The 26,368-nt window shown below is 60.0% G+C and carries 21 protein-coding genes and 1 pseudogene; 15 read left to right on the top strand and 7 right to left on the bottom strand.

Annotation, left to right across the window (positions count from 1 at the left end):
- Window positions 1–18: 18 nt before the first annotated feature.
- Entirely contained in the window at window positions 19–681 is a 663-nt protein-coding gene (locus F7P80_RS13995; protein ID WP_151045612.1) for a response regulator, read from the top strand.
- A 57-nt stretch (window positions 682–738) separates the two neighbouring features.
- Here the strand turns inward: F7P80_RS13995 and F7P80_RS13990 are convergent, their stop codons facing one another.
- Together F7P80_RS13990 and F7P80_RS13985 are read right to left on the bottom strand one after the other, a co-directional pair.
- A complete protein-coding gene (locus F7P80_RS13990; RefSeq protein ID WP_151045610.1) occupies window positions 739–1,857 on the bottom strand; it encodes an acyltransferase family protein in 1,119 nt (372 codons plus the stop codon).
- Between the two features lie 411 nt (window positions 1,858–2,268).
- The gene (locus F7P80_RS13985; protein ID WP_151045608.1) at window positions 2,269–4,914 is read right to left on the bottom strand and encodes a hybrid sensor histidine kinase/response regulator; all 2,646 of its coding nucleotides are present in this window, start codon (window positions 4,912–4,914) and stop codon (window positions 2,269–2,271) included.
- Window positions 4,915–5,129: 215 nt separating this feature from the next.
- Here F7P80_RS13985 and F7P80_RS13980 point away from each other — a divergent pair, with 215 nt between their 5' ends.
- Window positions 5,130–6,464, top strand: a complete 1,335-nt coding sequence (locus F7P80_RS13980; RefSeq protein WP_151045606.1) for a dicarboxylate/amino acid:cation symporter — start codon at window positions 5,130–5,132, stop codon at window positions 6,462–6,464.
- 96 nt (window positions 6,465–6,560) lie between these two features.
- Entirely contained in the window at window positions 6,561–7,583 is a 1,023-nt protein-coding gene (locus F7P80_RS13975) for a serine/threonine protein kinase (protein WP_151045604.1), read from the top strand.
- Between the two features lie 92 nt (window positions 7,584–7,675).
- Here F7P80_RS13975 and F7P80_RS13970 read toward each other — a convergent pair whose 3' ends face one another.
- Window positions 7,676–7,855 (bottom strand): hypothetical protein, encoded by a 180-nt coding sequence (locus F7P80_RS13970; protein WP_151045602.1) that lies wholly within the window; start codon window positions 7,853–7,855, stop codon window positions 7,676–7,678.
- 37 nt (window positions 7,856–7,892) lie between these two features.
- On the opposite strand from F7P80_RS13970, the pseudogene F7P80_RS13965 reads away from it, so the two are divergent.
- Window positions 7,893–8,134: pseudogene (locus tag F7P80_RS13965) on the top strand (IS5/IS1182 family transposase); the annotation flags it as partial.
- Here F7P80_RS13965 and F7P80_RS13960 read toward each other — a convergent pair.
- The gene (locus F7P80_RS13960; RefSeq protein WP_249041486.1) at window positions 8,131–9,429 is read right to left on the bottom strand and encodes an ArgE/DapE family deacylase; all 1,299 of its coding nucleotides are present in this window, start codon (window positions 9,427–9,429) and stop codon (window positions 8,131–8,133) included. The pseudogene F7P80_RS13965 and the gene F7P80_RS13960 overlap by 4 nt on opposite strands.
- A 292-nt stretch (window positions 9,430–9,721) precedes the next feature.
- Between F7P80_RS13960 and F7P80_RS13955 the strand changes: the two genes are divergently transcribed.
- The 10 genes from F7P80_RS13955 (at window position 9,722) to F7P80_RS13910 (ending at window position 21,129) form a co-directional block, all read left to right on the top strand.
- Complete coding sequence (locus tag F7P80_RS13955) at window positions 9,722–10,534, top strand: class II aldolase/adducin family protein (RefSeq protein ID WP_249041485.1); 813 nt, start codon at window positions 9,722–9,724, stop codon at window positions 10,532–10,534.
- Between the two features lie 112 nt (window positions 10,535–10,646).
- The gene (locus F7P80_RS13950; RefSeq protein ID WP_151045598.1) at window positions 10,647–12,215 is read left to right on the top strand and encodes an ABC transporter substrate-binding protein; all 1,569 of its coding nucleotides are present in this window, start codon (window positions 10,647–10,649) and stop codon (window positions 12,213–12,215) included.
- Window positions 12,216–12,320: 105 nt separating this feature from the next.
- Window positions 12,321–13,295, top strand: coding sequence for an ABC transporter permease (locus F7P80_RS13945; RefSeq protein ID WP_151045596.1), 975 nt, complete (start codon window positions 12,321–12,323; stop codon window positions 13,293–13,295).
- 22 nt (window positions 13,296–13,317) lie between these two features.
- The gene (locus F7P80_RS13940; protein WP_249041484.1) at window positions 13,318–14,160 is read left to right on the top strand and encodes an ABC transporter permease; all 843 of its coding nucleotides are present in this window, start codon (window positions 13,318–13,320) and stop codon (window positions 14,158–14,160) included.
- A gap of 18 nt (window positions 14,161–14,178) precedes the next feature.
- Entirely contained in the window at window positions 14,179–15,846 is a 1,668-nt protein-coding gene (locus F7P80_RS13935; RefSeq protein ID WP_151045593.1) for an ABC transporter ATP-binding protein, read from the top strand.
- Window positions 15,843–16,826: a 2-hydroxyacid dehydrogenase gene (locus F7P80_RS13930; protein ID WP_151045591.1), complete on the top strand. Its 984-nt coding sequence runs from the start codon at window positions 15,843–15,845 to the stop codon at window positions 16,824–16,826. Before F7P80_RS13935 ends, F7P80_RS13930 begins: the two co-directional genes overlap by 4 nt.
- Window positions 16,827–16,846: 20 nt before the next feature.
- Window positions 16,847–17,914: a histone deacetylase family protein gene (locus F7P80_RS13925; RefSeq protein ID WP_151045589.1), complete on the top strand. Its 1,068-nt coding sequence runs from the start codon at window positions 16,847–16,849 to the stop codon at window positions 17,912–17,914.
- A 163-nt stretch (window positions 17,915–18,077) separates the two neighbouring features.
- Window positions 18,078–19,349 carry a Zn-dependent hydrolase gene (locus F7P80_RS13920; protein ID WP_151045587.1) on the top strand — a complete coding sequence of 424 codons (1,272 nt, stop codon included), beginning with the start codon at window positions 18,078–18,080 and terminating at the stop codon, window positions 19,347–19,349.
- Between the two features lie 36 nt (window positions 19,350–19,385).
- Window positions 19,386–20,249, top strand: a complete 864-nt coding sequence (locus F7P80_RS13915; RefSeq protein ID WP_249041491.1) for a DMT family transporter — start codon at window positions 19,386–19,388, stop codon at window positions 20,247–20,249.
- A 136-nt stretch (window positions 20,250–20,385) separates the two neighbouring features.
- Entirely contained in the window at window positions 20,386–21,129 is a 744-nt protein-coding gene (locus F7P80_RS13910; RefSeq protein ID WP_170265392.1) for a FadR/GntR family transcriptional regulator, read from the top strand.
- Window positions 21,130–21,221: 92 nt separating this feature from the next.
- Here F7P80_RS13910 and F7P80_RS13905 read toward each other — a convergent pair whose 3' ends face one another.
- Together F7P80_RS13905 and gabT are read right to left on the bottom strand one after the other, a co-directional pair.
- Window positions 21,222–22,679, bottom strand: coding sequence for an NAD-dependent succinate-semialdehyde dehydrogenase (locus tag F7P80_RS13905; RefSeq protein WP_151045581.1), 1,458 nt, complete (start codon window positions 22,677–22,679; stop codon window positions 21,222–21,224).
- Window positions 22,680–22,766: 87 nt separating this feature from the next.
- Window positions 22,767–24,029, bottom strand: coding sequence for a 4-aminobutyrate--2-oxoglutarate transaminase (gabT, locus tag F7P80_RS13900; protein WP_151045579.1), 1,263 nt, complete (start codon window positions 24,027–24,029; stop codon window positions 22,767–22,769).
- Between the two features lie 125 nt (window positions 24,030–24,154).
- On the opposite strand from gabT, the gene pdxR reads away from it, so the two are divergent.
- Window positions 24,155–25,678: a MocR-like pyridoxine biosynthesis transcription factor PdxR gene (gene pdxR, locus F7P80_RS13895; RefSeq protein ID WP_151045577.1), complete on the top strand. Its 1,524-nt coding sequence runs from the start codon at window positions 24,155–24,157 to the stop codon at window positions 25,676–25,678.
- A gap of 222 nt (window positions 25,679–25,900) precedes the next feature.
- Here pdxR and F7P80_RS17215 read toward each other — a convergent pair whose 3' ends face one another.
- Window positions 25,901–26,110: an integrase core domain-containing protein gene (locus F7P80_RS17215; protein WP_249041483.1), complete on the bottom strand. Its 210-nt coding sequence runs from the start codon at window positions 26,108–26,110 to the stop codon at window positions 25,901–25,903.
- Window positions 26,111–26,368: the final 258 nt, after the last annotated feature.

Raw genomic sequence — 26,368 nt, 5'->3', positions numbered from 1 at the left:
GTGGCAGACTTCGCTCCCATGTCCTCGCCCTCATTGCTCGTCGCTGACGATCACCCCTTGTTCCGTGCTGCGGTGCTTCACGTTTTGCATGCGCGTTTTGCGCAGTACCAGACGTTGGAAGCTGCCAGTGCTGCCACCGTGAGCAGCATGCTGCAGGCGCACCCGGAGGTGGAGCTGGTGCTGCTGGACCTGACCATGCCCGGTGCCCGGGGCTTTTCCACGCTGCTGCATGTGCGTGGCGAGTATTCGGAAATTCCGGTGGTCATCATTTCGTCCAATGACCATCCGCGCGTGATTCGTCGTGCCCAGCAGTTTGGCGCGGCAGGCTTTATTCCGAAGTCGGCTTCTGCCGAAGAAATCGCCCAGGCCATTGAGGCCGTGCTGGCCGGGGACAGCTGGTTTCCGCCCATGGCGGCAGAGCGCTCGGAAGCGGACGCCGAGCTGGCCGCACGGCTGGCGCAGCTCACGCCGCAGCAGTTCCGCGTGCTGCTGTGCCTGGCCGACGGCCTGCTCAACAAGCAGATTGCGCATGAGCTGGGGCTGGCAGAGAACACGGTGAAAGTGCATGTCACCGCGATTTTGAAAAAGCTCGAATGCTATTCACGCACGCAGGCGGCCGTACTGGTCAAGAGCCTGGAAAACGACAGTGACGCGGCCAGTATCAGCGCAGATGCCTTGTAAAAATTTTAGCCAGACTGGCCTCTAGGCCTTATTCAGCAAGCCAAAGCAGCTAGGAATTTATGAGCTTGCATAGGTGTTGGCTGCCAGCGCTGCCATGCCTGCGGAGAGCGCGGTCAGCTGCCACAGGTGCAGGCGCTTCCAGCTGGCCCGAGGGTGTTCCGTCCAGGCGTAGAGCACGGCCCCTGCTGCGATGGACAGGCCAATGGCCAGCAGCACACCGAGCGTGTTCATGGCCACGCTGTCCGGCCATAGCAGGTGCACGCAGGCGTTGACCAGCAGGCTGACGGGAAAGTGAATCAGAAAAATGGAGTACGAGCGCTGTCCGATCCAGGCCAGCGGCGCAAGCTGCATATCGCGCAGTGCAGAGGGCCAGCGCACTTGCCCGCCCATGGCCAGTACCAGTGCGGAGACTGTAGCCAGGGCAATACGATCGCGCCACGCCATCTGCAAGGCCACAGCGCCCAGCGCTGCAATGGCCAGCACCCACAGCCAGCGCTGGTTGCGCTGCGGGCTGTGTGCGGCCCACCAGGCCATCATGCCCAGGGCGTAGGCCCCCACAAAGTACAGGGCCCAGTTGTCCCAGCTGCTGTCCAGATTCCAGTGCCACAGGGACAGGGCGGCCAGCACCAGCACGCCGGCCTTGCCCAGCCAGGGCCATGCTGTGGCGCGGCTGCTGAGCCAGAACCACAGGACGCACAGGGCATAGAGCTGAAAGTCGATGGCCACGTACCAGACGCCTGCCGACAGTGCTTCCCAGCCCCCAATGCTTTGCACCAGTAGCAGGTGTGCCAGCACGCTGCTCCAGCTTGGGTTGGCAGACACCGATGCATGGTCAAAACCGGCATAGCGCACGCTTTCATTGACGAGGAGAGCCACGATCAGCGCTGCGCAGTACGGCAGACATAGACGCACAAAGCGCTTGCTCCAGAGCGTGTGCGGTGGTGTATCGCTGCCTTGGCCCTGCGGAGCGAGCGCAGCCGCGGCCAGATAGCCGCCCAGCACCAGAAACACCTGCACGGCCATGCGGCCATACACATCCAGCCATTGCAGCAGGACGGGCAGCACGGGGCGCAGCACATCGGTCATCGGGCCGTAAAACGCCAGGTGGTGGCAGACAATGGTCAGGCAGGCGATGGCCTTGATGTGGTCCAGCGTGTGGTTACGGGCAGCAGGCATGAAAGCTCAGACAGGGAAGACGCCAGACACTGTAGAAGTGCAGCACCGGGTGGGCAAGCGCAAAGTGTTCTGGTTGTAAGTCTTTGTGTAACAGCGTCTGTAGCGATGTTGCATAAAAAATATAGCTGCCAGCGCTTGTAAAACAAAGGTTTCAAATAGAAAACTATCTGAAATCCTTTGCAATCAAGCGGTGGCTGCTACTTTTTCTATAAGAATCAGGCCGTTAGGGCGTGTTCACATAAAGCTTGAGATTCGCGTTGAAGGCTTGGGGATGGGATGCTAGGCGCGGTGGCGCAGCAATGCCGAGCGCCTTGCAAGCCGCCGCAACAACGCAGACCGCCCCAAGCCTTCAACCCCATTTGTGAGCTCCATAATCAGGGGCAGCGAACCCAATGTTGATGTGAACACGCCCTAACCTTCACGAATGCGCAGCAGAGTCTGGCTCATCAGCGCACGCAGGGCAGGCGGGCGCACGGGCTTGGCCAGAAAGCCCCAGCCGCGTTCACCTGCCTGGCGGCGCAGCGAGGCATCGCGCTCGGCCGTGACCAGAATCACGGGCGGGGTCTGGCCCCATTTCTCGCACAGCTGCGGGTACAGGTCCGGGCCGTACAAGTCATTGCCCAGGTGCACGTCCAGCAGCAGCAGCTGTGGCACGTTGTCCGGATTGGCGCGTGCCAGCGCATCGTGCGGGCCGCCGGCATAGGGCACGGCGCAGCCCCAGCGCTCCAGCAGGGCGCGCGTGGCGGCGCAGGTCTGTGGGTCGTCATCCACATACCAGGCCACGCCGCCTTGCAAGGGTGCATCGTCCTGGCGGGTCGGGGCGCTGGGCTGCACCGTAGGCTGCAAGGCCTGCACATTGCCCAGCGGCACTTTTACCCAGAACACGCTGCCCTTGCCGAGCGTGGAGTGCAGGCCGATTTCGTGGCCCAGCAGCTTGCCCAGACGTTCCACAATCGCCAGGCCCAGCCCGGTGCCGCGGTCATCGGCATGGCCTTCGTCCAGGCGGCGGAATTCCTCGAAGATTTCCTTTTGCAGGGCCTGCGGAATGCCTGGCCCCTGGTCGTGGACTTCGATGCGTACATAGCGCCCCTGGCGGCGGCAGCCCACCACAATGCGCCCCTTGCGGGCGTAGCGGATGGCGTTGGAGACAAAGTTCTGGATGATGCGGCGCAGCAGCGCCTCGTCACTGCGCACCACATAGCTGCCAGCGCGGGTGCGCAGCTGCAGGCCTTCGCTTTCGGCCAGCATGGCAAAGTTGTTGTGCACCACGTGCAGCAGCGAGTCGAGCGCGAAGTCGCGCACATGGGTTTCCAGCTGGCCGGACTCCATGCGCGCAATGTCGAGCATGCTGGTGAGGATGGCGTCCTGCGAGGTCAGCGCAGCATCAATGTTTTCCACCACGCGGCGGCCGGCCTCGTCATGCACATGGGTGGGCAGCAGGCTGGTGAACATGCGCGCGGCGTTCAGCGGCTGCAGCAGGTCATGCACGGCTGCGTTCACAAAGCGGGTCTTGTAGCGGTTGGCTTCTTCGGCCTCACGCTTGGCCGTGGCCAGGTCGCGCGTGCGCTCTTCGATGCGCTGCTCCAGCGCATCGGCCAGTGAGCGCAGTTCGCGCGCAGCGTTCTTGTAGCTGGTGATGTCGGCATAGCTGGTCACAAAGCCGCCATCGGGCAAGGGGTTGCCGCGAATTTCCAGCACCATGCCATCGCCTTTTTCGCTTTCGTGCAGGTGGGATTTGCCGCTGCGCAAATGGCTCAGGCGTCGCTGAATTGCTTCTTCCATCGGAGCCGGGCCGAGCAGGCCGCGCCGGGCGTTAAAGCGCAGCAGCGCCTCAATGGGGGTGCCCACCTGCATCAACTCTGACGGATAGCGAAACAGCTCGACATAGCGCGAGTTCCAGGCCACCAGATTCAGATTGGCATCAATGATGACTACGCCCTGCGGCAGGTGCTCCAGACTGCGGGACAGGCCCATGTCGGCCTTCTGCGCGGCCTGCACGATGCCGTCCTGCGCGGTGCGTAGCTCCTGGGCATGCTGCTTGAGCACGGTTTCCAGCTCCTGGCGGCTGCGCAGACGTATGCGTGCAATGCGCTGGCGCTGGCGGACATAGAGCAGCAGCAGGCTGCCTGTGAGCCACAGCCCGCCGGCAGCGATGGCCGCCCACAGACTGGTGGTGACGCTGGAGCCCGTGTTGTGCAGCAGATGCATCTGCCAGTTGCTGTTGGGCAGTCTCACGCTTTGCAGCAGCATCTGATTGGGCATCTGCGGGTCCTGGATGTGCACCAGGCGGCTGCCATTGGGCAGGTGCTTGTAGACCTTGTAATCCAGCGGCGTGAGTATTTCGTCCTGGTACTGGCGGGTGCTTTGCAGCTCGGCAATGTCGGCTTCGGTCAGGCGGTGCAGCAGGCGGTAGCGCCAGTCTTCGCGGCTGGTCAGAAAAGTCACGCCGTGGTCATCCGAGACCACCACGATGTCGGAGGTGCGCGGCCACTGGCGCTCCAGCTCCTGCAGGGCAATCTTGATGGCGATCAGCCCCAGCACCTGGCCTTCAGCGTCATAGATGGCGCGGGACAGAAAGTAGCCGGGCTTGCCCGTGGTGGTGCCAATGCCGTAGAAGCGCCCGCTGCCGGTGCGCAGGGCGTCTTGCACGTAGGGGCGGTAGCTGTAGTTCTCGCCCACATTGCTTTGCGGCTCGTTCCAGTTGCTGGCAGCCAGCGCCTGGCCGTTACGGTCAATCAGCGTCAGCGTGGAAGACTGGCTGGCCCCGTTGGCGCGTTCGAGCTTGCGGTTGAGCCGGTCTACATCGGCTGCGTTCAGGGGGCGGGAGAGAGCATCACGCAGCTCGGGGTCTAGCGACAGCACTTCGGGCAGGGTGCGAAAGCGGTCCACACGCTGGGTGAGGGCCTGGGCACGGACTTCCAGCTGGCGCTGGAACGATTCGCTCTCGTGGCGCAGCGACTGCCGCCAGGTGAGCCAGCCCACGATCAGCATGCTCAGCAGCGTGCCTGTGATCAGGATGCTGATGGTCCAGCGGGTGCGGCGGAGTTGGGAAAACATGGGTGCAGTGTGCCCGGATTGGCGGCGTGACGCCCCATGGCATTGCAATACCACCGCCTGATTCTGTTCGTATTTCTACGTATTTTGGGCCAATTTGGAGCCTAAAACCGGTCATCTAATACCAATGGGTTATCGGCAGCGTGGCGCTCCAGCAGTACAACCTCGACAGTTGCGCCGCACGGTGCATTTTTATTTGGACTTCTGGAAGACATAGCATGCACGCTATCCCCGCTGAAGCAGCTGCAGCCCCCAAGCTGCCGTTCTATCGCCAACTGTATTTCCAGGTGGTGTTCGCCATTGTGGTCGGTGTCTTGCTGGGCTACTTTGAGCCCGCATATGGCGCCGCCATGAAGCCGTTTGGTGATGCCTTCATCAAGCTGATCAAGATGATCATCGCGCCGGTGATTTTCCTGACCATCGTCACCGGCATCGCTGGCATGACGCACCTGAGCACCGTGGGCCGTGTGTTCGGCAAGGCCATGGCGTACTTCCTGACCTTCTCGACCCTGGCGCTGGTGGTAGGCCTGATCGTGGCCAATGTGTTCCAGCCTGGTGCAGGCATGAACATCAATGTGGCCGATCTGGACCAGAAGGCCGTGCAGGGCTATGTGGCCAAGTCGCACGACATGAGCATGACCGGCTTTGTGATGGACATCATCCCCAAGACGCTGGTCAGCCCTTTCATTGGTGACAACATCCTGCAGGTGCTGCTGGTGGCCGTGCTGTTTGGCGTGTCCCTGGCCATGACAGGTGACGCTGGCAAGCCCATCCTGGACTTCCTGGAAGCGCTGCAAAAGCCCATTTTCAAGCTGGTGAACATTGTGATGAAGGCAGCTCCCATCGGTGCTTTCGGTGCCATGGCTTTCACCATCGGCAAGTTCGGTCTGGGCTCGCTGCTGAACCTGGTCGAGCTGGTGATGACCTTCTACATCACCTCTGCCATCTTCGTGCTGCTGGTGCTGGGTGCTGTGGCGCGTGTCTGCGGCTTCTCCGTGATCAAGCTGATCCGCTACCTGAAGGAAGAGCTGCTGCTGGTGCTGGGCACTTCCTCGTCTGAATCGGCACTGCCCAGCCTGATGCACAAGATGGAGCATGCAGGCTGCAAGAAGTCGGTCGTGGGCCTGGTGGTTCCTACCGGTTACTCCTTCAACCTGGACGGCACCAACATCTACATGACACTGGCTGCGCTGTTCATTGCGCAGGCGACCAATACCGAGCTGACGCTGGGTCACCAGATTGCGCTGCTGCTGGTTGCCATGCTGTCCTCCAAGGGCGCAGCGGGCGTGACCGGTGCAGGCTTTATCACCCTGGCAGCGACGCTGGCTGTGGTGCCTGAAGTGCCTGTGGCTGGCATGGCGCTGATCCTGGGCGTGGACCGCTTCATGTCCGAGTGCCGCTCGATCACCAACTTCATCGGCAATGCCGTGGCGACCGTGGTGGTTTCGCGCTGGGAAAAGGGCGTGGACATGCAGCGCCTGAATGCAGTGCTGGATGGCCAGAACGTGCCTCCACTGGAAGAGGCCCCTGCAGTGGCTGCCAAGGCGGCTTAAGCAGAGACGCTTTACCAGCGCAATCAAGGGTGCTACGGCACCCTTTTTTATGGGAGGGTGGGCAGCGCAGTGCCGCCACGCGCACAATGCCTGCTTATGGATACTGCCTCTTCTTCTGCCCCTCACCCCTATGACGCACTGACCCCGGATTGCGTCCTGGATGCGCTCAGCAGCGTAGATCTGTGGCCCGATGGGCGTCTTCAGCCGCTGGGCTCGTATGAAAACCGTGTGTATCAGGCCTGTCTGGATGCGCCGGAGCAAGGCAGTGACAAGGTGGTGGCCAAGTTCTACCGGCCCGGTCGCTGGAGCGAAGCGCAGGTGCTGGAAGAGCATGCATTTGCGCAGGAGCTGCTGCAAGCTGAAGTGCCGGTGGTGGCCCCCTGGGTACTGCAGGGGCGCACGCTGCATCAGCATGCAGGTTTTGCCTTCAGCGTCAGCCCCTGGCGCGGTGGGCGCATGCCGGAGCTGGACGACTGGGACACGCTGGAATGGCTGGGCCGGTTTCTGGCACGTCTGCATGTAGTGGGGGCGCAGGGCCGTTTTGTGTACCGCAGTGTGCTCAATGCCCAGAGCATGGGCTACGAGCCTATGCAGTGGCTGCTGACGCATGCAGACATGCCGGCCCATGTGCGTGCACGCTGGCAGCCCGTGTGCGAACAGGCGCTGACGCAGGCGGCGCAGGGGCTGGAGGCCACGCCGTACCACGCCATCCGCCTGCATGGGGACTGCCATCCCGGCAACATCCTCTGGACACCGGTGGACGAAGAAGGGCGCGGCGGCCCGCATTTTGTGGACCTGGATGACGCCCGCATGGGGCCAGCCATACAAGACCTGTGGATGTGCATCTCTGGCGACCGCATGCAGCGCAGCCAGCAGCTGTCTACGCTGGTGGAGGGCTATGAGCAGATCCGGGACTTTGACCGCCGTGAGCTGGCCTTGATCGAGCCGCTGCGCACGCTGCGTCTCATCCACTACAGCGCCTGGCTGGCGCAGCGCCAGAGCGACCCTGCCTTTCAGCGCGCCTTCCCATGGTTTGGCACAGAGGCCTACTGGCTGGAGCAGACGGCGGTGCTGCAAGCGCAACTCGAGGCTATGCAGGAAGCGCCGCTGCAGATCTGAGGGGCTGGCCGCGCAAACAAAAAGGCCCTGCGCATTGCACAGGGCCTTTTGTATTGGTTGCGAGGGCCGGATTTGAACCAACGACCTTTGGGTTATGAGGCGAAAAAAAATTGCTGTGGTTTGCCAGCAATAGGTTGTCGAAAGCTGGGCTCAAGTGGTGTGAAATGCAGCGTTCCCCCTTGTAATTGATTTTCCTTGTGTGACATTTTTTGTTCATCCAAGTCAATTAATGCCAGTAGTGTCACAACACGAAAATCATTAGGGCGTGTCATGCAAGCCATCACGGACAAGCTGCTGGGTACCCGACCAGACTACGCCCGCCGCAGGGCTCGCTTGAGAAGGTGTGGAATCATCAGGCGCATCGCAAGACGTGGTGTTGAAAGCAGCGAGAAACTGGGTAGGCATCGCTGGGTCGTGGAGCGCACTCATGGCTAGTTTGCTGCGTTTGGGAAGCTGCGCATACGCTTAGAGAGACGCTGGACATACATGTGGCCTTGCTCAAGTTAACCGCGGCAATCATCAGCGTACGCTTCGTTGGTAGGTTATGTTAGCAACTCTCAGTGGCATTGCTCGTGGTTGCAGGGGTTACGCCGCATTGCGTCACGATGTAGTGCACCAAGGTTTGGGTCACTCGTAGCATGCTGTTAATGCTCACGCATTCGTCGATGCCGTGGATGTTGCGGGCGGTCGGACCGTAGTTAGTGACGGCCCAATCCGTAGCCAGACGGAAGTGGCGGCCGTCGGTAGTGGCGGTACAGGCAAGGTGGAGGGGCGGTTCGCCGTGCAGCGCTGCATGAGACTGGGACAGTGCTTGCATAGCTGGGTGTTCTAAATCATACACGCAGCCTGGTGCAGCAAAGCCGTTGTGCGCGATCTGTACTTCTAATTCGGGATTGAGGCGGCTTGCTATGTCTTTAATGAAGCGGGAGAACCATGCAATCGCTTCTTGTGCATCGCGGTCGGGGTAGAAACTGGCACGAATGCCCATGGTGCAAGTGCATGGCACTGACGACTTCCATTCCCCGCCTTCGATCATCCCCAAATTGATGTTGATGGGTTGCGCGACATTCTTGAAAGCAGGGTGACGGTTCTCAGGCAAGTTCCACTCATTTTGCACTTGCTTGAGGGCCTGCATGATCTGAATACCCGCCTCGATCGGGTTCAGGCCTTGGTTCATATATGCCACATGGGTGGGCCGTCCGGTCAACTCCACTGTCAGCCAGCACACGCCAATTTGGGCGCTCATCAAGGTTTCACCAAATGGCTCAGGAATGATCACCGCGTCGTAACCGCTGTAGCGTGCTTTGCTGCGTGCGCGTTGCAGCACACCCATCGACATCAACGTGCCGTTACCCGTGTCTTCTTCGTCCACCACGGTGTTAATGCCAATGCGTGAAGCTGGTTGCAGTCCCATGGCCTGCAGCGTACGGATGGCCGCCAATACGCAGGCAATACCGCCTTTCATGTCCCCCGCGCCGCGGCCATAAAACCAGCCATCTTGCTCATAGGGTTGGTAGGGGGCTTTGGCCCACAGTGCGGTCGGGCCTGTGGGCACAACATCCAAGTGCCCGTTAAACAGCAGATTTAAGCCCGTGGGGGTGGCGCCATGGGGTGGCGTGATTTCGGCCAACAAATTAAAACGGTTGCCGTCCGGGTTGCAAGGGCAGGAGAACAAAGGGTGTCCAGCCAGCGCATCGGTGTCCATCGGAATGCGTTCGGTGGTCAGCCCCAACTCTTGCAACAACTTTTCCATCGCGGTGCAAGCCGGGGTTTCGTTGCCACTGGGGCTGGGGGCGGCCACTAATTGCGACAAGCTCGACAGCAAGTAGTCACGTTGCTGCTGCACTGCGTCAGCGATGGCGGATGGGGTGGGGGGGGGTGACGAGGGTGGGGGTGTTTGAGTTCAGCATGCTAACGAACGGGCAAGATGCATGCCATCAATGGTGCGCAGAAGGTGGTGCAATCGCACCGAAAAGAAACAAAAAATTGCACTAAATTGGAATATTGGTCAGGCCAGCGTGGTGCTGATCTCGCCTTTCGTCTGCCGCGGTAATACCGAGATTCGGTGTCGATGAACGTGGCACGCCATTTGCGTACAAGTTGCGTATTGGCTTACGAAGTGCAAAGGAAAAATGAGCATGACAAGCAACCAAATCGACAAAAAAAGCGCTGAGGCAGCGGGGAGCGCACATGGCTGGAGCGACGAAGAATGGGAGGTCCGCAAGGACTTGGCGGCCGCCTATCGCCTGATGGCTTTACTGGGCTTGGACGACAGCATCTACACACATATTTCGGCCCGCGTGCCTGGCCGGCATGACCAATTTCTGATCAACCCGTACGGCATGCTGTTTCGGGATGTGACCGCCTCGTCGCTGGTCAAAGTGGGGATCGACGGCAAGCTGGTGGAGCCTTCAGACTACGACGTCAACCCAGCCGGTTTCACCATCCACAGCGCCATCCACATGGCGCGTGAAGATGCGCAATGCATCGTGCACACCCACACCATCGGTGGCGTGGCGGTGGCGTCGATGGCATGCGGCTTGCAGCCTTGCAACCAGTGGGCGCTGCAGTTCTACCAACGTGTCGCCTACCACGACTTTGAGGGGATTGCCCTCAACCACGCAGAGCGTGAGCGCCTGGTGCGCGATCTGGGCACTGAACACAAGGCCTTGATCTTGCGCAACCACGGTTTGCTGACTGTGGGCAACACCATCGCCGAAGCGTTCATCTTGATGGTCAACCTAGAGCGTGCGTGCCGCGTGCAGGTGGCCATCCAGTCCAGCGGCCAAATTGCCTATCCCGTGCCCACCGAAGTGTGCGAGTTGACGGCGCGCCAGTACGAGTCCGGCGCCAGCAACCGCCTGCCCGGCAAGGCCGACCCCAATGCGCGCGAATGGAATGCCATGAAGCAGCGCCTGCACGCCAGCACCGCTGGCCGCTATGACAGTTAAGTAGCACCCCTTGGTGCAGTCAGCTGCGCCTTCCCTCCCTCTCTCTTGTTGGTATGCCGTCGTGTGCTGGCAGGGGATGTGTTTGCCCTTTTTTACCCAAGGAGTGAGACCCATGAAACGTCGTCAAATGATGCAGCTCGCCGCCGCCAGCATGGGGCTGAGCATCGCAGGGGTGCCCCTGCATGTGCTGGCCCAAGCCAAGCCCAATGGCGTGATCAATGCCATCGTGCAGCCTGAGCCGCCAGGACTGATGTCTGCGATTTATTCCAACGGCCCCACACAGCTGGTGGCGGGCAACATCTTTGAAGGTCTGGTGCGCCTGACCGAAAAGCTCGAGCCCGTGCCTGCCTTGGCCGAATCGTGGCAAATGAGCGACGATGGTTTGACCTACACCTTCAAGCTCAAGAAGGGCGTGAAGTGGCATGACGGCAAGCCTTTCACCTCGGCCGACGTGGTGTTCTCTGTGGACGTGTTTGTGCGCAAGACCATGGCACGTGCCCGTGGCAACTTGGCAGCGGTTGAGTCCATCTCCGCCCCCGATGCCCACACCGTCGTCTTCAAGCTCAAGCACCCAGTGGGCGCGTTCCTGAGCTTCTTTGAAACTGGCTCCATGCCCATGGTGGCCAAGCACATCTACGAAGGTGCTGCGGACTTCCTGAGCCATCCGGCCAACAACAAGCCCATTGGTACTGGTCCGTTCAAGTTCAAGGAATGGGTCAAGGGTTCCTACATCCAGTTGACAGCCAACGAGGACTACCACGTCCAAGGCGTGCCCGGTGTCAAGGATGTGTACTACCACGTCATCCCCGACGCGGCCTCGCGCGCAGCAGCGTTTGAATCGGGCAAGGTCGACATCCTGCCCGGTGGTTCGGTGGAGTTCTTTGACGTCAAGCGCCTGGCTTCGCTGTCCGGTGCTGCGGTCACCACTAAGGGCTGGGAATTCTTTGCGCCCCACTCGTGGCTGTGGCTCAACAACCGCCGCAAGCCATTTGACGATGTGAAGTTCCGCCAGGCCATCATGTACGCGATCGACCGCGAAGCCATTGCCAAGGTGGCCTTCTTCGGTTTTGCCAAGGTGGCATCCGGTCCGGTGAATAGCTCGGTCAAGTTCTACACCGACAAGGTCACGCACTACAAGCGCGATCTGAACAAGGCCAAGGCCCTGATCAAGGAAACCGCCTACAAGGGCGAACCCCTGCGTCTGCTGCCCATGCCTTATGGCGAAACCTGGATGCGCGTGGCCGAAATGATCCGCCAGAACCTGCAGCAAGCCGGCATCAAGGTGGAAATGGTGTCCACCGACGTGGCGGGCTGGAACTCGCGTTTGAACGAGTGGGACTTCGATATGTCCACCACCTACGTCTTCCAGTACGGCGACCCTGCACTGGGCGTGGCGCGCAACTACATCTCCAGCCAAATCGCCAAGGGCTCACCATGGAACAACGTGGAAGGCTACAGCAACCCCAAGGTGGACGATCTGTTCGACCGCGGCATGAAGGAAACCGATGCCACCAAGCGCGCAGCCATCTACGCGGAAGTGCAAAAGTTGTTGGTCGATGAAGTGCCGATCGCTTGGCTGCACGAGCTGCAAATGCCCACCATCTATCGCACCAAGATCGACAACCTGATCTCTTCGGGCATCGGTTTGAACGATGGCATGGGCTACGCCAAGTTGAAGTAACGCAAAAGGGCTGGCTGGCGCACACAGCGCCTGCCAGCACCGCGCGGGGCCGGACTTGCCCCGCAGGCGCTGGCTGCGGCCAGCGCGCTCAAGAGGGAGAACCGTATGAACCGATTGCAATTAATGCTCAAACGCCTGTTCCAAGGCTGCGTGGCCATCTTGGCCATTGCCGTGGTGAACTTTTTGCTCATCCGTGCAGCCCCTGGTGACCCCGTGGCGGTGTTGGCAGGCGAAGCCGGTGCATCGGACGAACAATTCGTGGCCCAGCTGCGTGCGCAGTTTGGGTTGGACCAGCCGCTGGCCACCCAGTTGTGGCACTACCTGAGCAATGTGGTGCAGCTGGATCTGGGCTTTTCTTACCGCCAGCAGCAGCCCGTGCTGGATTTGATTGTGGACCGCCTGCCCGCCACCTTGTTGCTGACTGGCAGCGCATTCGTTATTTCGCTGATTTTGGGCGTGGCGTTGGGCGCATGGTCCAGTCGCAAAGTTGGCACCTGGGTGGACAGTGCCATCACCACCGTGGCACTGGTGTTCTACGCCACGCCGTTGTACTGGCTGGCCATGATGGCTGTGCTGCTGTTTACCGTGCATTTGGGCTGGTTGCCTGGCTTTGGCTACTTCACCGTGGGTGCTGACCTGAGCGGCTTGGCGCTGGCATGGGACATCTTCTTGCACCTGCTGATGCCATCGTTGACGCTGGCGTTGTTTTACATGGCCGTCTATGCCCGCATGACGCGCTCTTCCATGCTGGAAGTTGCGCAGATGGACTTTGTGAAGACTGCCCGTGCCAAGGGCGTGCATCCCCGCCGCATTCACCGCAACCACATTCTGCGCAACGCCTTGTTGCCGGTGGTGACGCTGGCAGGTATCCAAGCGGGCGGAATGATTGGTGGGGCCGTGCTGACCGAGACCGTGTTCAGCTGGCCCGGCATTGGCCGCCTGATGTTCGACGCGCTGATGCAGCGTGACTACAACCTGCTGATGGGTTGCTTCTTGGTGACCTCCGCGATGGCAGTGCTGTTCAACCTGATCACCGACTTCATTTACACGCTGGTCGATCCTCGCATCGAGATGAACTAAGTCCCAGAACCGCAGAAAGTACATGATGAAAAACGCATTTTGGCGGCGCTTTTGTCGCAACAAAGGTGCCGTCCTTGGTTTGGCGGTGTTGGTATGGGTGGCAGTGATTGCGCTGTTTGGCCCCATGTTCTTGGAATACGGTCCTTGGGACATGGTCGATGCACCGTTCTTGGAGCCTTTGAGTCCCGATGGCCGTTGGCTGGGTACCGACACCATGGGGCGTGACATTTGGGTCGGCTTGGTGTACGGAGCCCGTGTGTCACTGCTGATTGGCTTTGTGTCCACAGTGGTGTCCCTGCTGATTGGCGTCAGCTTGGGTGCGATTGCTGGCTACTTTGGTGGCTGGGTCGATGCTGTGCTGATGCGCTTTACCGAGCTGTTTCAGTCTGTGCCCAGTTTTGCACTGGCCATTGTGCTGGTCGCGATTTTTGAGCCCTCGGTTGGCTCCATGGTGACGGCCATTGCGGTCGTTTCTTGGCCCCCCGTGGCGCGCTTGGTGAGGGGTGAATTTCTGTCGCTGCGCCAGCGTGACTTTGTGTCGGCCGCGCTGTTGGCAGGCCAGTCCACCCCCCGCGTGATCCTCACGCAAATCTTGCCCAACGCCGTCTCGCCCATCGTGGTGATGGCCTCGCTGATGGTCGCCAGCGCCATCCTGTTGGAGTCCAGCCTGAGCTTCTTGGGGCTGGGTGATCCCAACCAAATGAGCTGGGGCTACATGGTCGGCTCGGCACGTACCGTGATGCGGCAAGCCTGGTGGATGGCTGTGTTCCCAGGTCTGTCGATCGTGCTGACCGTGCTGGCCCTGAACTTGGTCGGTGAAGGTCTGAACGACGGCCTGAACGCCCGCGCCGATGGCAAACGCTAAGCATTGGAGGACTTGAACATGACAACCCTTTCCACGTCCCCCGCTGCCGGCATCACCCCGGTGCTGCAAGTCCAAGGCCTGAGCGTGCGCCTGCCCGCAGGAGGTGACCGCCAACTGGCCGTCTCGAACGTGTCGTTTGACCTGATACCCGGCCAGACCGTGTGCGTGGTCGGTGAGTCGGGCTCGGGAAAATCCATGATAGCCAACGCGGTTATGGGCCTGCTGCCACGTCCTCATGTGGAGCCTGTGGCTGGCCAAATTCAGTTTGGCGGTCAAGACCTATTGAAATTGACCGAAGAGCAAATGCGCAGCCTGCGCGGTCAGCGCATTGGCATGATCTTCCAAGAGCCCATGACAGCGCTGAACCCGGTCATGCGCATTGGTGACCAGTTGGCCGAAGTGTTTGATGCCCACTTGTCGCTCAGTAGCGCTGAAAAGCGCAAGCGCATCATTGCCGCGTTGACCGATGTGGGCCTGCCGGAGCCGGAGCTGATCATCAACAGCTACCCCTTCCGCCTGTCGGGAGGGCAGCGCCAGCGTGTGATGATTGCTTGCGCGCTGCTACTGGAGCCGCAACTGCTGATCGCTGACGAACCCACCACGGCGCTGGACGTGACCACGCAGGCGCAGATCCTGCAGCTGATTCGAGAGCTGCAGCAGCGCAAGGGCACGGCCGTGTTGTTCATCACGCACGACTTTGGCGTGGTGTCCGAAATTGCGGACCACGTGGTCGTGATGCAAATGGGCCAGTGCGTGGAAGAAGGGTCGGCCAACCAAGTGTTGGTGCGCCCCCAGCATGCCTATACCAAGAAGCTGCTTTCTGCCGTTCCCAAGGGCGTGGTGCGTGATGTGCAGGGCGAGCGTGACGGTCACTTTGTGCTGCAAGTGCAAGACCTCAATAAGGTCTACAACACTGGCGGAGGCCTGTTCACCAAGGGGCGCCGCGTGCATGCGGCCAACCAGATCAACTTCAACCTGCGCCGCGGTGAAACGCTGGGCATCGTGGGCGAGTCGGGCTCCGGCAAGTCCACCGTCGGCAAGTGCTTGGTCGGCCTGCAAAGCTTTGATGGCGGTCGCATCTTGTTCAACGGCAAGAGCTTGTACCCCGGCTCCAATTTCCAGTCGGTAGCCAAGAGCCGTATCCAGATGGTCTTCCAAGACCCCTATGCCTCGCTCAACCCCCGCCACCGTATTGGCGCGGCCATTGCATCCGGACCGATTGCCCAAGGTGTGGCCCCTGAAAAGGCCAAGGCCCGCGCGCTGGAGCTGCTCAAGCTGGTGGGCTTGAAAGAAGAGGCCTACGACCGCTTCCCGCACGAGTTCTCGGGCGGTCAGCGCCAGCGCATTGGTATCGCCCGTGCCTTGGCCTTGGACCCCGAGTTGCTGGTGGCCGACGAGCCCGTCTCGGCGCTCGACGTGTCGGTGCAAGAGCAGGTGCTCAAGCTGTTTGCGCAGGTGCGCGAAGAGTTTGGCCTGTCGATGGTCTTCATCACCCACGACCTGCGTGTGGCCGGTGAGCTGTGCGACCACATTGCGGTGATGCAGCGCGGCCAGATTGTGGAGTACGGCACCAGCCGCGAAGTGCTGCACAACCCCAAGCACGCCTACACCCGCAAGCTGATCGACGCCATCCCCAAATTGGCGGCGCAGCCTGTGTTGGACGATGTGGCGGAGGTGTCTGCATGAACGCCGCCGGACAGACCGTGGTGGCGCTCATCAGCCGCACGCTGAACATGCAGTACCTGGTGGAGGCCATGCACAGCGCCTTTGCAGCGCAGGGCCTGCCGGTGGAGTTGCGGTTGGTGGATGTGGACGGTGGCCCGGCCGCACTGGGCGACGGCGCACAGGTGGATCTGGCCGTATGCTGGGAGCCCTACCAAGGCATGTGGCCGCAGATGCCCAACGTGCGGCTGATCCAGTCGCTGGCGGCGGGGGTGGACCATATTTTGGAAGACACCACGCTGCCCCAGCACGTGCCGATGGCGCGCATTCGCGACCCCCACATGGCCAGCGCCATGGCCGCCTACGTCACGTGGGCGGTGACCAGCGAGCACCGCCAGATGGATGGCTATTTGCAAGAGCAAGCCAAGGCGGTGTGGAGCAAGCCCGTGGTGGTGCCCGCCACGCAGTACCGCGTGGGCATTGCCGGCATGGGCACGCTGGGCGCGCACTGCGCCCGCGTGCTGGCCACCATTGGCTACGACGTGCGCGGCTGGAGCCGCAGCCCGGCCACCACCCCCATCGACGGAGTGCAGCACTTTGCTGGCGACGGTGAGCGCGCCGCGTTCTTGGATGGCCTGCACGCCTTGGTGTGCCTGCTGCCACTGACCGACAGCACACGCGGTGTGATGAACCGTGACCTGTTTGCGCAGCTGGCACCGGGGGCGCACATCGTCAACGTGGGCCGGGGTGCGCACTTGGTCGAGACCGACCTGTTCGCCGCACTGGATGCCGGCCATCTGGGCCGTGCCACGCTGGATGCGTTTGTCACCGAGCCACTGCCACCGACTGACCCGCTGTGGCACCACCCCAAGGTGCGTGTCACGCCACACATTGCCACCCGCACCGCCGCCACCGTGATTGCCGCGCAAAGCGCGCACCACTGGACGCAAGTGCTGGCCGGCGCCACGCCGGACAACGCCGTCGACCTCAGCTGCGGTTATTGAGATTTTTGGAAAGCATGGCTATGCAAGCATTTTTTGACAGCACGCAGTTTGCGCACAACCCGCAGCAGTTCATGCGCTTGGGCCGCTTGGCCAAACCCACCGATGTGCCCGCGCGTGCGCAGGCGCTGATTGGCTGCTTGGAGCGCAACGGCGCCCAAGTGAGCGTACCCAAAGACTGGGGCGTGGAGCACTTGCACTTGGTGCACAGCCCCGCCTACATCCAGTATCTGGCCACTGCCTACGAGCGCTGGGAAGCGCTGCGCACCGCCGGCAAGAACCCCGGTGTCGAAGTGCTGCCCAACCTGTCGCCGTTCTATAGCGGCACGCCCGGCGTGCAGCGGCCCGAGTGCCCGTCGCCCTCGCTGGTGGCACAAACCGGTTACTACCTGGGCGACCTGTCGTGCCCCTTGGGTGCGGGCAGCTGGCAGTCCATCTTGCGCTCGGCCCACACCGCTGCCTCAGCCGCGCAGGCCGTGATCGACGGTGCGCCACTGGCCTATGCGCTGTCCCGCCCCTCGGGCCACCACGCGCACTACAACCGTGCCAGCGGCTTTTGCTACATCAACAATGCGGCGCTGGCCGCGCAGATGCTGTCGCAGCAGTGGAGCAAGGTGGCGGTGCTGGACGTGGATGCGCACCACGGCGATGGCACGCAAAACATTTTCTACAGCCGCGGGGATGTGCTGACCGTGTCCACCCACGCGGAGACGACCGACTACTTCCCGTTCTACACCGGCTATGCGCACGAAACCGGCGCGGGCGAGGGTGAGGGTTGCAACCTGAACCTGCCGCTGGCGCACGGATGTACCACGCAGCAGTTCTTGCCGGCGCTCGATCGCGCGGTGGAGGCGATTGCGCAGTTCGGCGCGCAGGCGCTGGTGCTGTCGATTGGCTTTGACACCTACCGCGATGACCCGATCAGCGTGCTGCAGTTTGATTTTGACGCCTACCGCCACGTGGGCGAGCGCCTGCGCCAGCTGGGCCTGCCCGTGGTGCTGGTGCAAGAAGGTGGCTACATGGTCGAGGCGCTGGTCCCCGGCCTGCAAGCGCTGCTGGAAGGTCTGAATGCTGTGACTGCTGCGGTTTAAGTAGCTATCTGTCTAGGAAATGTTTGGCTTTGAAAGCCAAACCTATTGCAAACGTAAATAAAACATAGACCTGTTGCTCTGCTTTTGGGGATTCGCCATGCGCACTGAGTGCAATGGCGCACCACCCGCACAAGGGTCAGGTCACTTTCAAGGAATTGTGCAAATGTCGACTACCGCTACCGCCCCTGTGGCCACAGCCCCCATCAACGGTGATCGCCTATGGGGCGCGCTGATGGATTTGGCCCAGATTGGCGCCACCCCCAAAGGCGGCAACTGCCGCTTGGCCCTGACGGCCGAAGACGGCGCGGGCCGTGATCTGGTCTGCGGTTGGATGCGCGATGCCGGCCTGACCGTGCAGGTCGACGAAGTGGGTAACATCTTTGGCATTCGCCCCGGCCAAGACAACAGTCTGCCCCCTGTGATGACCGGCAGCCACATCGACACCCAGCCCACCGGCGGCAAGTTTGACGGTTGCTACGGTGTGATGGCCGGGCTGGAGGTGATGCGCGCGCTGCAGCAGCACAACGTGCAAACCAAGGCCCCGCTGGCACTGGCGATTTGGACCAACGAAGAAGGCTCGCGCTTTGTGCCCGTGATGATGGGTTCGGGCGTGCACTGCGGCGTGTTTGGCAAAGACGTGGCGCTGCAAGCGCGTGACCACGCCGGCATCAGCGTGGCCGAATCGCTGCAGGCCATTGGCTACGCCGGCACGCTGCCCGCGGGCCAGCTGCACCCTGCCAGCTACATCGAAGCGCACATCGAGCAAGGCCCCATTTTGGAAGCCAAGGACACCGTGATTGGCGTGGTCACTGGCTCGCTGGGCCTGCGCTGGTACGACGTGACCGTGACCGGCATGGAAGCACATGCCGGCCCCACCCCGATGGAAATGCGCCAAGACGCGCTGTACGCCGCCGCGGGCCTGATGCGCACCGTGGTGGACATTGCCAATGCCGACGCCTTTGCCCCCGATGGCCGTGGCACGGTGGGTGAGGTGCACGTGCACCCCAACTCACGCAACGTGATCCCCGGCAAAGTGCGCTTTACCGTGGATCTGCGCCACCCCAACATGGACCAGCTCAATGCTATGGAAGCACAGTTCCGCGCTGCCGCTGCTGTGCTGCAGGCCGAAGGCCGCGTGAAGGTAGAGGTGGTGGATGTGCAGGAATTCCCCGCCACACCGTTTGCTTCCCAGCTGATCACTGCCGTAGCCGCATCGGCTGCATCGCACGGCTATAGCCACATGCCCATCTTGACTGGCGCTGGCCACGACGCAGTCTACATGGCCCGCAAGTACCCCACGGCCATGATCTTTGTGCCTTGTAAAGACGGTATAAGCCACAACGAGGTGGAAGACGCTCAACCCATCCACTTAGCAGCAGGCTGCCAGGTGCTATGCGATGTAATGCTGGCACAAGCCGGTGTTGTGACCGCTTAAACCGCCAGCATCATGTCATCCACTGCCTTGCTGTCGGTGCGTTCCCAGGGCGTGGCCCTGTTTGTGGGGACCTTGTCGGTATTTGCGTTCTACGACTCGTTTGCCAAAGCTATGGTTGCCATCCACAGTCCCGTGGTGGTCAACCTGTCACGCTACTTGCTGATGGGTTGCTTGGCTGGGGTGTGGCTATTGCGTCTATTTCGCTCTCAACCTGACATGGGGACCCAACTGCGTGCTGCCGTGCGTCAACCCAAGCTTTGGTTGCGCAGTGGCTCCATTGCGACGGTCGGAACCTGTTTCATGGGCGCACTGGCCACCATGCCCCTAGCAGAAGCCACGGCCATTTACTTCACTGCACCGCTATTGATGGTCGCTTTATCCAGTCGCTGGTTGAGAGAGACCGTGAGCCGTGCGCAGTGGGGGGCAGTGTGGGTGGGGTTTGTCGGCATGTTGCTGATCGTGCGACCAGGCAGCGATTTACCGCTGTTCGGTTCGGCGTTGATGGCGGTGTCGGCCCTGTGCTATGCGGTATTTCAGCTGCTCACGCGGCAGTTGGCTGGCAAGATTGCCGCGCCGGTCCAGTATGGGCACATGGCTTTTGTGTGCTTGGCGGTGACTGCTGTAGCCACTGTGGTGGTCTTGCCGCAGCGTTGGCCCAGCGCCAGTGAGTGGGGCATATTGTTGCTGGGAGCTTTAGCCAGTTGCGGAGGGCAGTTGCTGATGCTGGCTGCGTACAAGCGGGTGGCGGCTAGCACGCTAGGACCGCTGAACTACTTGCAGCTGTTGCTGGTGGTTGCCATTAGCGCCTTTTGGTTTGGGCTGGTGCCAGATGTGCTGGCGCTGATTGGCACCGCACTGATTGCGACCGCCGGCGTGTACTTGATGTGGCCACGCCGCTAACAAGCGGACACACCGCGGACGGCGAGGTGGGGTTCCGGTAAGGTGGTCTAGACCGCCTTTGAGTGCGGCTACTTCGGTTGCGATGCGGAGCCGAATGTGGCACTGGATGTGAATCTTGATGTCTTGTGAAATGGTGATGAGTGTGATCGAACACAAAACTGTGCCTAGTCCTCGACGTTTATACCGCGAGGTGGTCGAGCAAATTCGCACCCAGATCGAAAATGGCAGTTTTGGACCCGGCACGCGCCTGCCGTCAGAGCGTGAGTTGTCAGAAATGTTTGAGATCAGCCGCTCTTCGGTGCGTGAAGCGCTGATTGTTTTAGAGATCCATGGCTATGTGGACATTCGCGGAGGTAGCGGTATCTATGTGTGCTCGCAAATGCCCAAAGCTGCCAGCACCCCGGCTGCTCCGCTACTTAAAGTCGTGGATATGGGCGCTTTTGAGATTATGGAAACGCGCATACTGCTGGAGCCAGAGTGCGCCGCGTTGGCCGCGTTACACGCGACCACCCAGCAGCGAAATATGCTGCGCACCCTGCATGCGGCGATGGAGTTGGTACATACCCCACAATTCAACCGTGATGGTAGCTGTGCTAAGTACGATCGGCTCCTGCATCTAACCATTGCCCAGTCGTGCGGTAATGCAGCGCTGGAATCGGCGGTGATGCATCTGTGGGATTTAAGTAAAAATTCCAGCGTGTTCCAGCGACTGGATCAGCAGTTCATCAGCGCCCAGCACTGGGGCATGTCGTGGCGCGAACACAGTCGGTTTGTGGAAGCTATCGTCAGTGGTGATGCGCTGCGCGCTAGGCATGGCATGCTGCATCATTTGTTATCGATAGTGGAGCGCATCCGCAACAACCCAGCTTGGTTGGCTTAAAGCGTCAAGGCATGTGATTGGCTGCTGGACAAAGGCATGGAGAAAAGGAGCCTTCATTGGCTCCTTTGGGGGTGGGTGGGAGCGTGAGCTGCTTAGTCAAGCTGCAAGCAAACGTACTTCATTTCCAAATAGTCGTCCATGCCGTGGCGTGAGCCTTCGCGACCCAATCCCGATTGTTTGACGCCACCGAATGGAGAGGCTTCGTTAGAGATCAGACCGGTGTTCACGCCTACCATGCCGTATTCCAGCGCTTGCGACACGCGCCAAGTGCGGCGCTGGTCTTCGGTAAAGATGTAGGCAGCCAGACCGTAGATGGTGGCGTTGGCGCGCTGAACCACTTCGGTTTCATCGGTGAAGCGAAACAGCGGGGCGATCGGACCAAAGGTTTCTTCGCTGCACACCAGCATGTTGTCTGTGACGTTGGCGAGTACAGTGGGTTCGAAGAAGTTGCCCCCCAACGCATGGGGCTTGCCGCCGGTCAGCAGTGTGGCGCCTCGGGCTAGTGCATCGGCAATGTGGCGCTGTACCTTTTCCACTGCTGCGGCGTTGATCATAGGGCCGTGGGTAACACCCGCATCCAAACCGTTGCCCACCTTGAACTGCGATACGGCATCGGCCACGCGGCGTGCGACTTCGTCGTAAATGCTGTCATGGATGTAGATGCGGTTAGCACACACGCAGGTCTGGCCCACGTTGCGGAACTTGGACGCCAAGATGCCAGCTACCGCGCGGTCAATGTCCGCATCTTCAAACACGATCAGCGGCGCATTGCCCCCCAACTCTAGCGACAGTTTTTTGACGGTATCGCTGCTTTGGCGCATCAGCAGACGGCCAGTTTGCGTGGAGCCGGTAAAGCTCAGTTTGCGCACGGTGGGGCTCTCGGTCAGGGCTTTGCCGATGGCGGGGGCGTCGCCGGTGATGATTTGCAGCACACCAGCAGGAATGCCTGCCTCCAGTGCCAGTACCCCCAGTGCCATCGCGCTATATGGGGTGTTTTCTGCAGGCTTGAGCACCATGGTGCAGCCGGCCGCCAGCGCGGGACCAGCTTTGCGCGTAATCATGGCGGCTGGGAAGTTCCACGGCGTAATGGCAGCGCACACACCAATGGGCTGGCGCGTGACCAGCAGCTGTTGCCCCGCTTTGGGAGCCTGCAAAATTTCACCGTCGATGCGCTTGCCTTCTTCGGCAAACCACTCTATGAAGGAAGCCGCGTAGCTGATTTCACCGCGTGCTTCGGCTAAGGGCTTGCCTTGCTCGATGGTCATCAAGCGGGCCAGGTCGTCGGCATGCTCTAGCATCAGACCGTGCCAGCGGCGCAGGATGCGTGCCCGCTCTGCGGCTGGTAATGCAGCCCATGCTGGCTGGGCTTTTTCGGCTGCAGCAATGGCGGCCACGGTGGCATCGTAGCCAAGCTTGGGGATGTGACCAATCAGTTCGCCTGTGGCTGGGTTATGCACGGGTAAGGTGTCTGTGCCTTCGGGAGCATGCCAGCCAGTGGCCAACAGGCAAGCCTGGCGAAACAGGTCAGGGCGTTGCAGATTCAAGCTCATAAAACACTCGAAAAAACCATGCCGGGGTCGCCGTGTGACGAACCCGGCATGGCACAGGTGAAAGAAAGTGAGAAAACGAGAGGCGTATTAGCCAGCGATGACTTCTTCGATCAGGTCTAAGGCCTTGTCGAACAGGGCGTCTTCAATGGTCAAGGGGTACAGAAAACGAATCACGTTGCCGTACAAGCCGCAGGTCAGCAGCAGCAGTCCTTTGGACAGGGCAGCTTGTACGATGGCATTGACGCGGACAGCGTCGGGGGCGCCAGTGGCTGCATCATGAAATTCCACTGCAACCATCGAACCCAAGCCGCGTACGTCGGACACTCCCGCATCCTTTTGCTGAATGTTTTTCAGGCGGGTTTGCAATCGTTCACCCAGTTGCTGAGCCCGGGCGCACAGCTTTTCGTCTTCAATAACATCCAGCACTGCGTGGGCGGCAGCCACAGCCAAGGGATTAGCAGCATACGTACCGCCCAGTCCGCCGGGGTTGGGCGCATCCATCACGGCTGCACGTCCCACTACGCCAGAGATAGGCATACCGCCACCTAGGCTTTTTGCCATGGTGATCAGGTCCGCTTTTACAGTGTGGTGCTCCATGGCGAACAGCTTGCCGGTGCGGGCAAAACCGGTTTGTACTTCGTCGGCGATCAGCAAAATGCCATGTTCATCGCAGATCTTGCGCAGACCTGCAAACAGAGCGGCAGGCACTGGGTTGAAGCCACCTTCACCTTGGACGGGTTCCAAAATAATGGCAGCCACGCGCTTGGGATCCACATCTGTCTTGAACAGCATGTTGATGGCGGCAAGGCTGTCTTCTACGGTCACCTCCTTAGCGGGGAAGGGAACGTGGTAGACGTCGTTGACCATGTTGCCGAATCCGGCCTTGTAAGGCATGACTTTGCCAGTCAGGGTGAGCCCCATCAGTGTGCGGCCATGGAATGCACCTTGGAAGGCAATCACGCCCGAGCGGCCAGTGGCAAATCGAGCAATTTTGACGGCGTTTTCCACGGCTTCGACGCCAGTGGTGAAGAAGGCAGTCTTGGCGGGGCTGTCAATCGGGGCCAGCGCGTTGATGCGTTCGGCCAGAGCAATCGCGCTTTCGTAGGGCACTATTTGGTAGGCAGTGTGCGTGAAGTGCGTCAGTTGCTCTTGCACGGCGGCCACAATGCGAGGATGGCGATGGCCAGTATTCAGTACTGCAATGCCAGCGGCAAAGTCGATGTACTGATTGCCTTCGACATCGGTAATCAAGGCATTGTCGGCTTGTGCAGCATGGAAGTCACACATCACACCGACCCCACGGGGGGCTGCAGCAATCCGGCGTTCCTTGAGTTGGATATTGGTGCTCATAAGATCCTCGAGTGGCAAAAAAATTCAGTGGAGATGCTTTATTTCATTTCAAATTAGCTCCTTAAAAGGTGCCACTTTTATGAAAAAATAAGGCGCCAATTGGTGCGGTGCAATAAAGGTGTTTGATGCGTTCAGTGTGCGTGGATTGGTTGCTGCAGAATGGGTGGAGAGATCCTGAAAATGAGAATGGGTCCCGCCGCATGCTGGGTGCACATTTGTGTCAATTACTAAGGCAAGCCATCTCCACAGGGGCATTCCATCCGGGCGAGCGTTTGCCTGCCACTCGCGACCTAATGCAAGGCCTTGGAATCTCGCGCAACACGGTTATGCATGCATATGAGCAACTGCGTATGGAGGGGTATCTCACCAGCCAAGTGGGCAGTGGCACTTTTGTTGCACGGCTTAATCCGGATGCTTTGCTGAAAGCGCCCAAGCCCCAGCGTGGCAGCCGGGTGCCTGTGGCACAGAGGGGAAATATTGGGTGGGGCAGCGCCGTATTGTCGGATCGGGCTCAAAGTATCTTGAGTCAGGCCAGTGCGGCAGAGTTGCAGTGGGGTGCTTTTATGCCAGGGGTGCCGGATGTGGGAGAGTTTCCTCGAGCGGTCTATGCGCGAATCTTGAACCGAATATGGCGGCACGCCCAGCCGGAGATGCTGACCTATGGGACCAACGGTGGCGCCCAAGCTCTAAAGGTAGAGCTAGCTGATTACCTGCGGGTAGCCCGTGGGGTCCAGTGTCAACCAGAACAATTGCTTATTACGGAAGGCGTACATCAGGCCATCGATCTGACTGTACGCTCCTTGGTGAACTCCGGCGATGCGGTTTGGATGGAGGATCCTGGTTATTGGGGTATTGCCAACGTGATCCAGATGAATTCCGAAATTGACTTGGTGGGCCGCCCGCTAGATGCCGAAGGACTAACGTTGGACCTGCAGGGCCGTGTGCCAAAGTTAATTTGCGTGACGCCATCGCACCAATATCCGATGGGCACGGTGATGAGTTTGGCTCGGCGAAAAGCTTTGCTGGCTTACGCGCGCGTGCAAGGTGCGTGGATTGTTGAGGACGACTATGACAGCGAGTTTCGTTTCTCTAGCCGTCCCATTCCTGCTATGCAGGGCCTAGAGGACAATTCGCCAGTCATCTATATCGGAACCTTCAGCAAAACGCTGTTTCCGGGACTGCGTGTCGGTTACATGGTACTGCCGCAAGCGTTGGTAGCTCCAATGCAACGCATGCATGCTGAGCTCTATCGTCAAGGGCATGTAGTGACCCAATTGGCCCTAGCAGAGTTGATCAGGGATGGGCATTATGCTAAGCACATCCGACGCATGCGGGTGCTTTATGGGCGTCGCCGGGAATGGCTTCAGTCATTGATCAAACGTTATCTAAGTCCAGGCTTCCTGCGCGAGCCGGATAGTCAGGCTGGATTGCATCTGGTGTTGCGGCTGCCTAGCTACGTTGATGATGTTGAACTGGTGCAACGGCTGCAGACGCAGGGCGTTCTAGCTCGTCCCTTGTCCAAATACTATCGTTCCTGTTCTAGGGAGCGAGGTTTGCTCTTGGGGTATGCTGCAATTGAGGAGTCCACCATGCAAAGCGCTTTCTTCGTATTGCTTCGGGTACTCAAAACTATAGGCATTAGGACTTAGCCCCGGGCTTTGTAGCATTGCAGTGATGTTTCCTCTGGCGAGGATGTCCTATTTTTGTGTAAATGGTGTCGAGCCAGTGTGGGGAGAACTTGTCCTTGGGAGTCCAATCGGGCGACTATTCACGCAGGATGACACCCCTGACAAAGTGTATTGACCCTGCTGTTTCAGCACAGGTCAGGCCGCTAATGCAAATGTTTCAGCGGGCGTTTTCATCTTCAGCGCCTAGTGGGGACGCTGATGGTTATAGAAGCTGATCCAGTCGCCGATAACGCGGCTGACATGCTGCAAGCTCTCGAAGCTGTGGCGGTGCACACAGAGGAGTGAAAATTTTTCAGAACATGGCAAGCACCTGTTGCATGCGATGGACGGTAAGCAGCGAATTCGTGCGCGAGTCACCTTGATCTGGAAGGCTGCGTTGTGTTTGCGGGGCATAGACCTCTCCAAGTTTGGCCTATATCAGGCCTTTTTATGGGGAGGGTGTACAGAATTTTGTGTAAATGGCCCATAACCCGCAGACTTGGATCTGCAAACCCGTAAACACAATGACATCTGTAAACACGACATCCTGAAGCGTTGCTCAGCGCTCTGCTGGCCGATTACAAAAAGCCCGAAGACCTCATTGGCGAGAACGGTCTGCTCAAGCAACTGACCAAAGCCGTGGTCGAGAAAGCCTTGCAGGCGGAATTGACT

Source organism: Comamonas kerstersii, assembly GCF_008801935.1.
Taxonomy (GTDB): Bacteria; Pseudomonadota; Gammaproteobacteria; order Burkholderiales; family Burkholderiaceae_C; genus Comamonas; species Comamonas kerstersii.
This window is presented reverse-complemented; position numbering and strand designations above follow the sequence as displayed.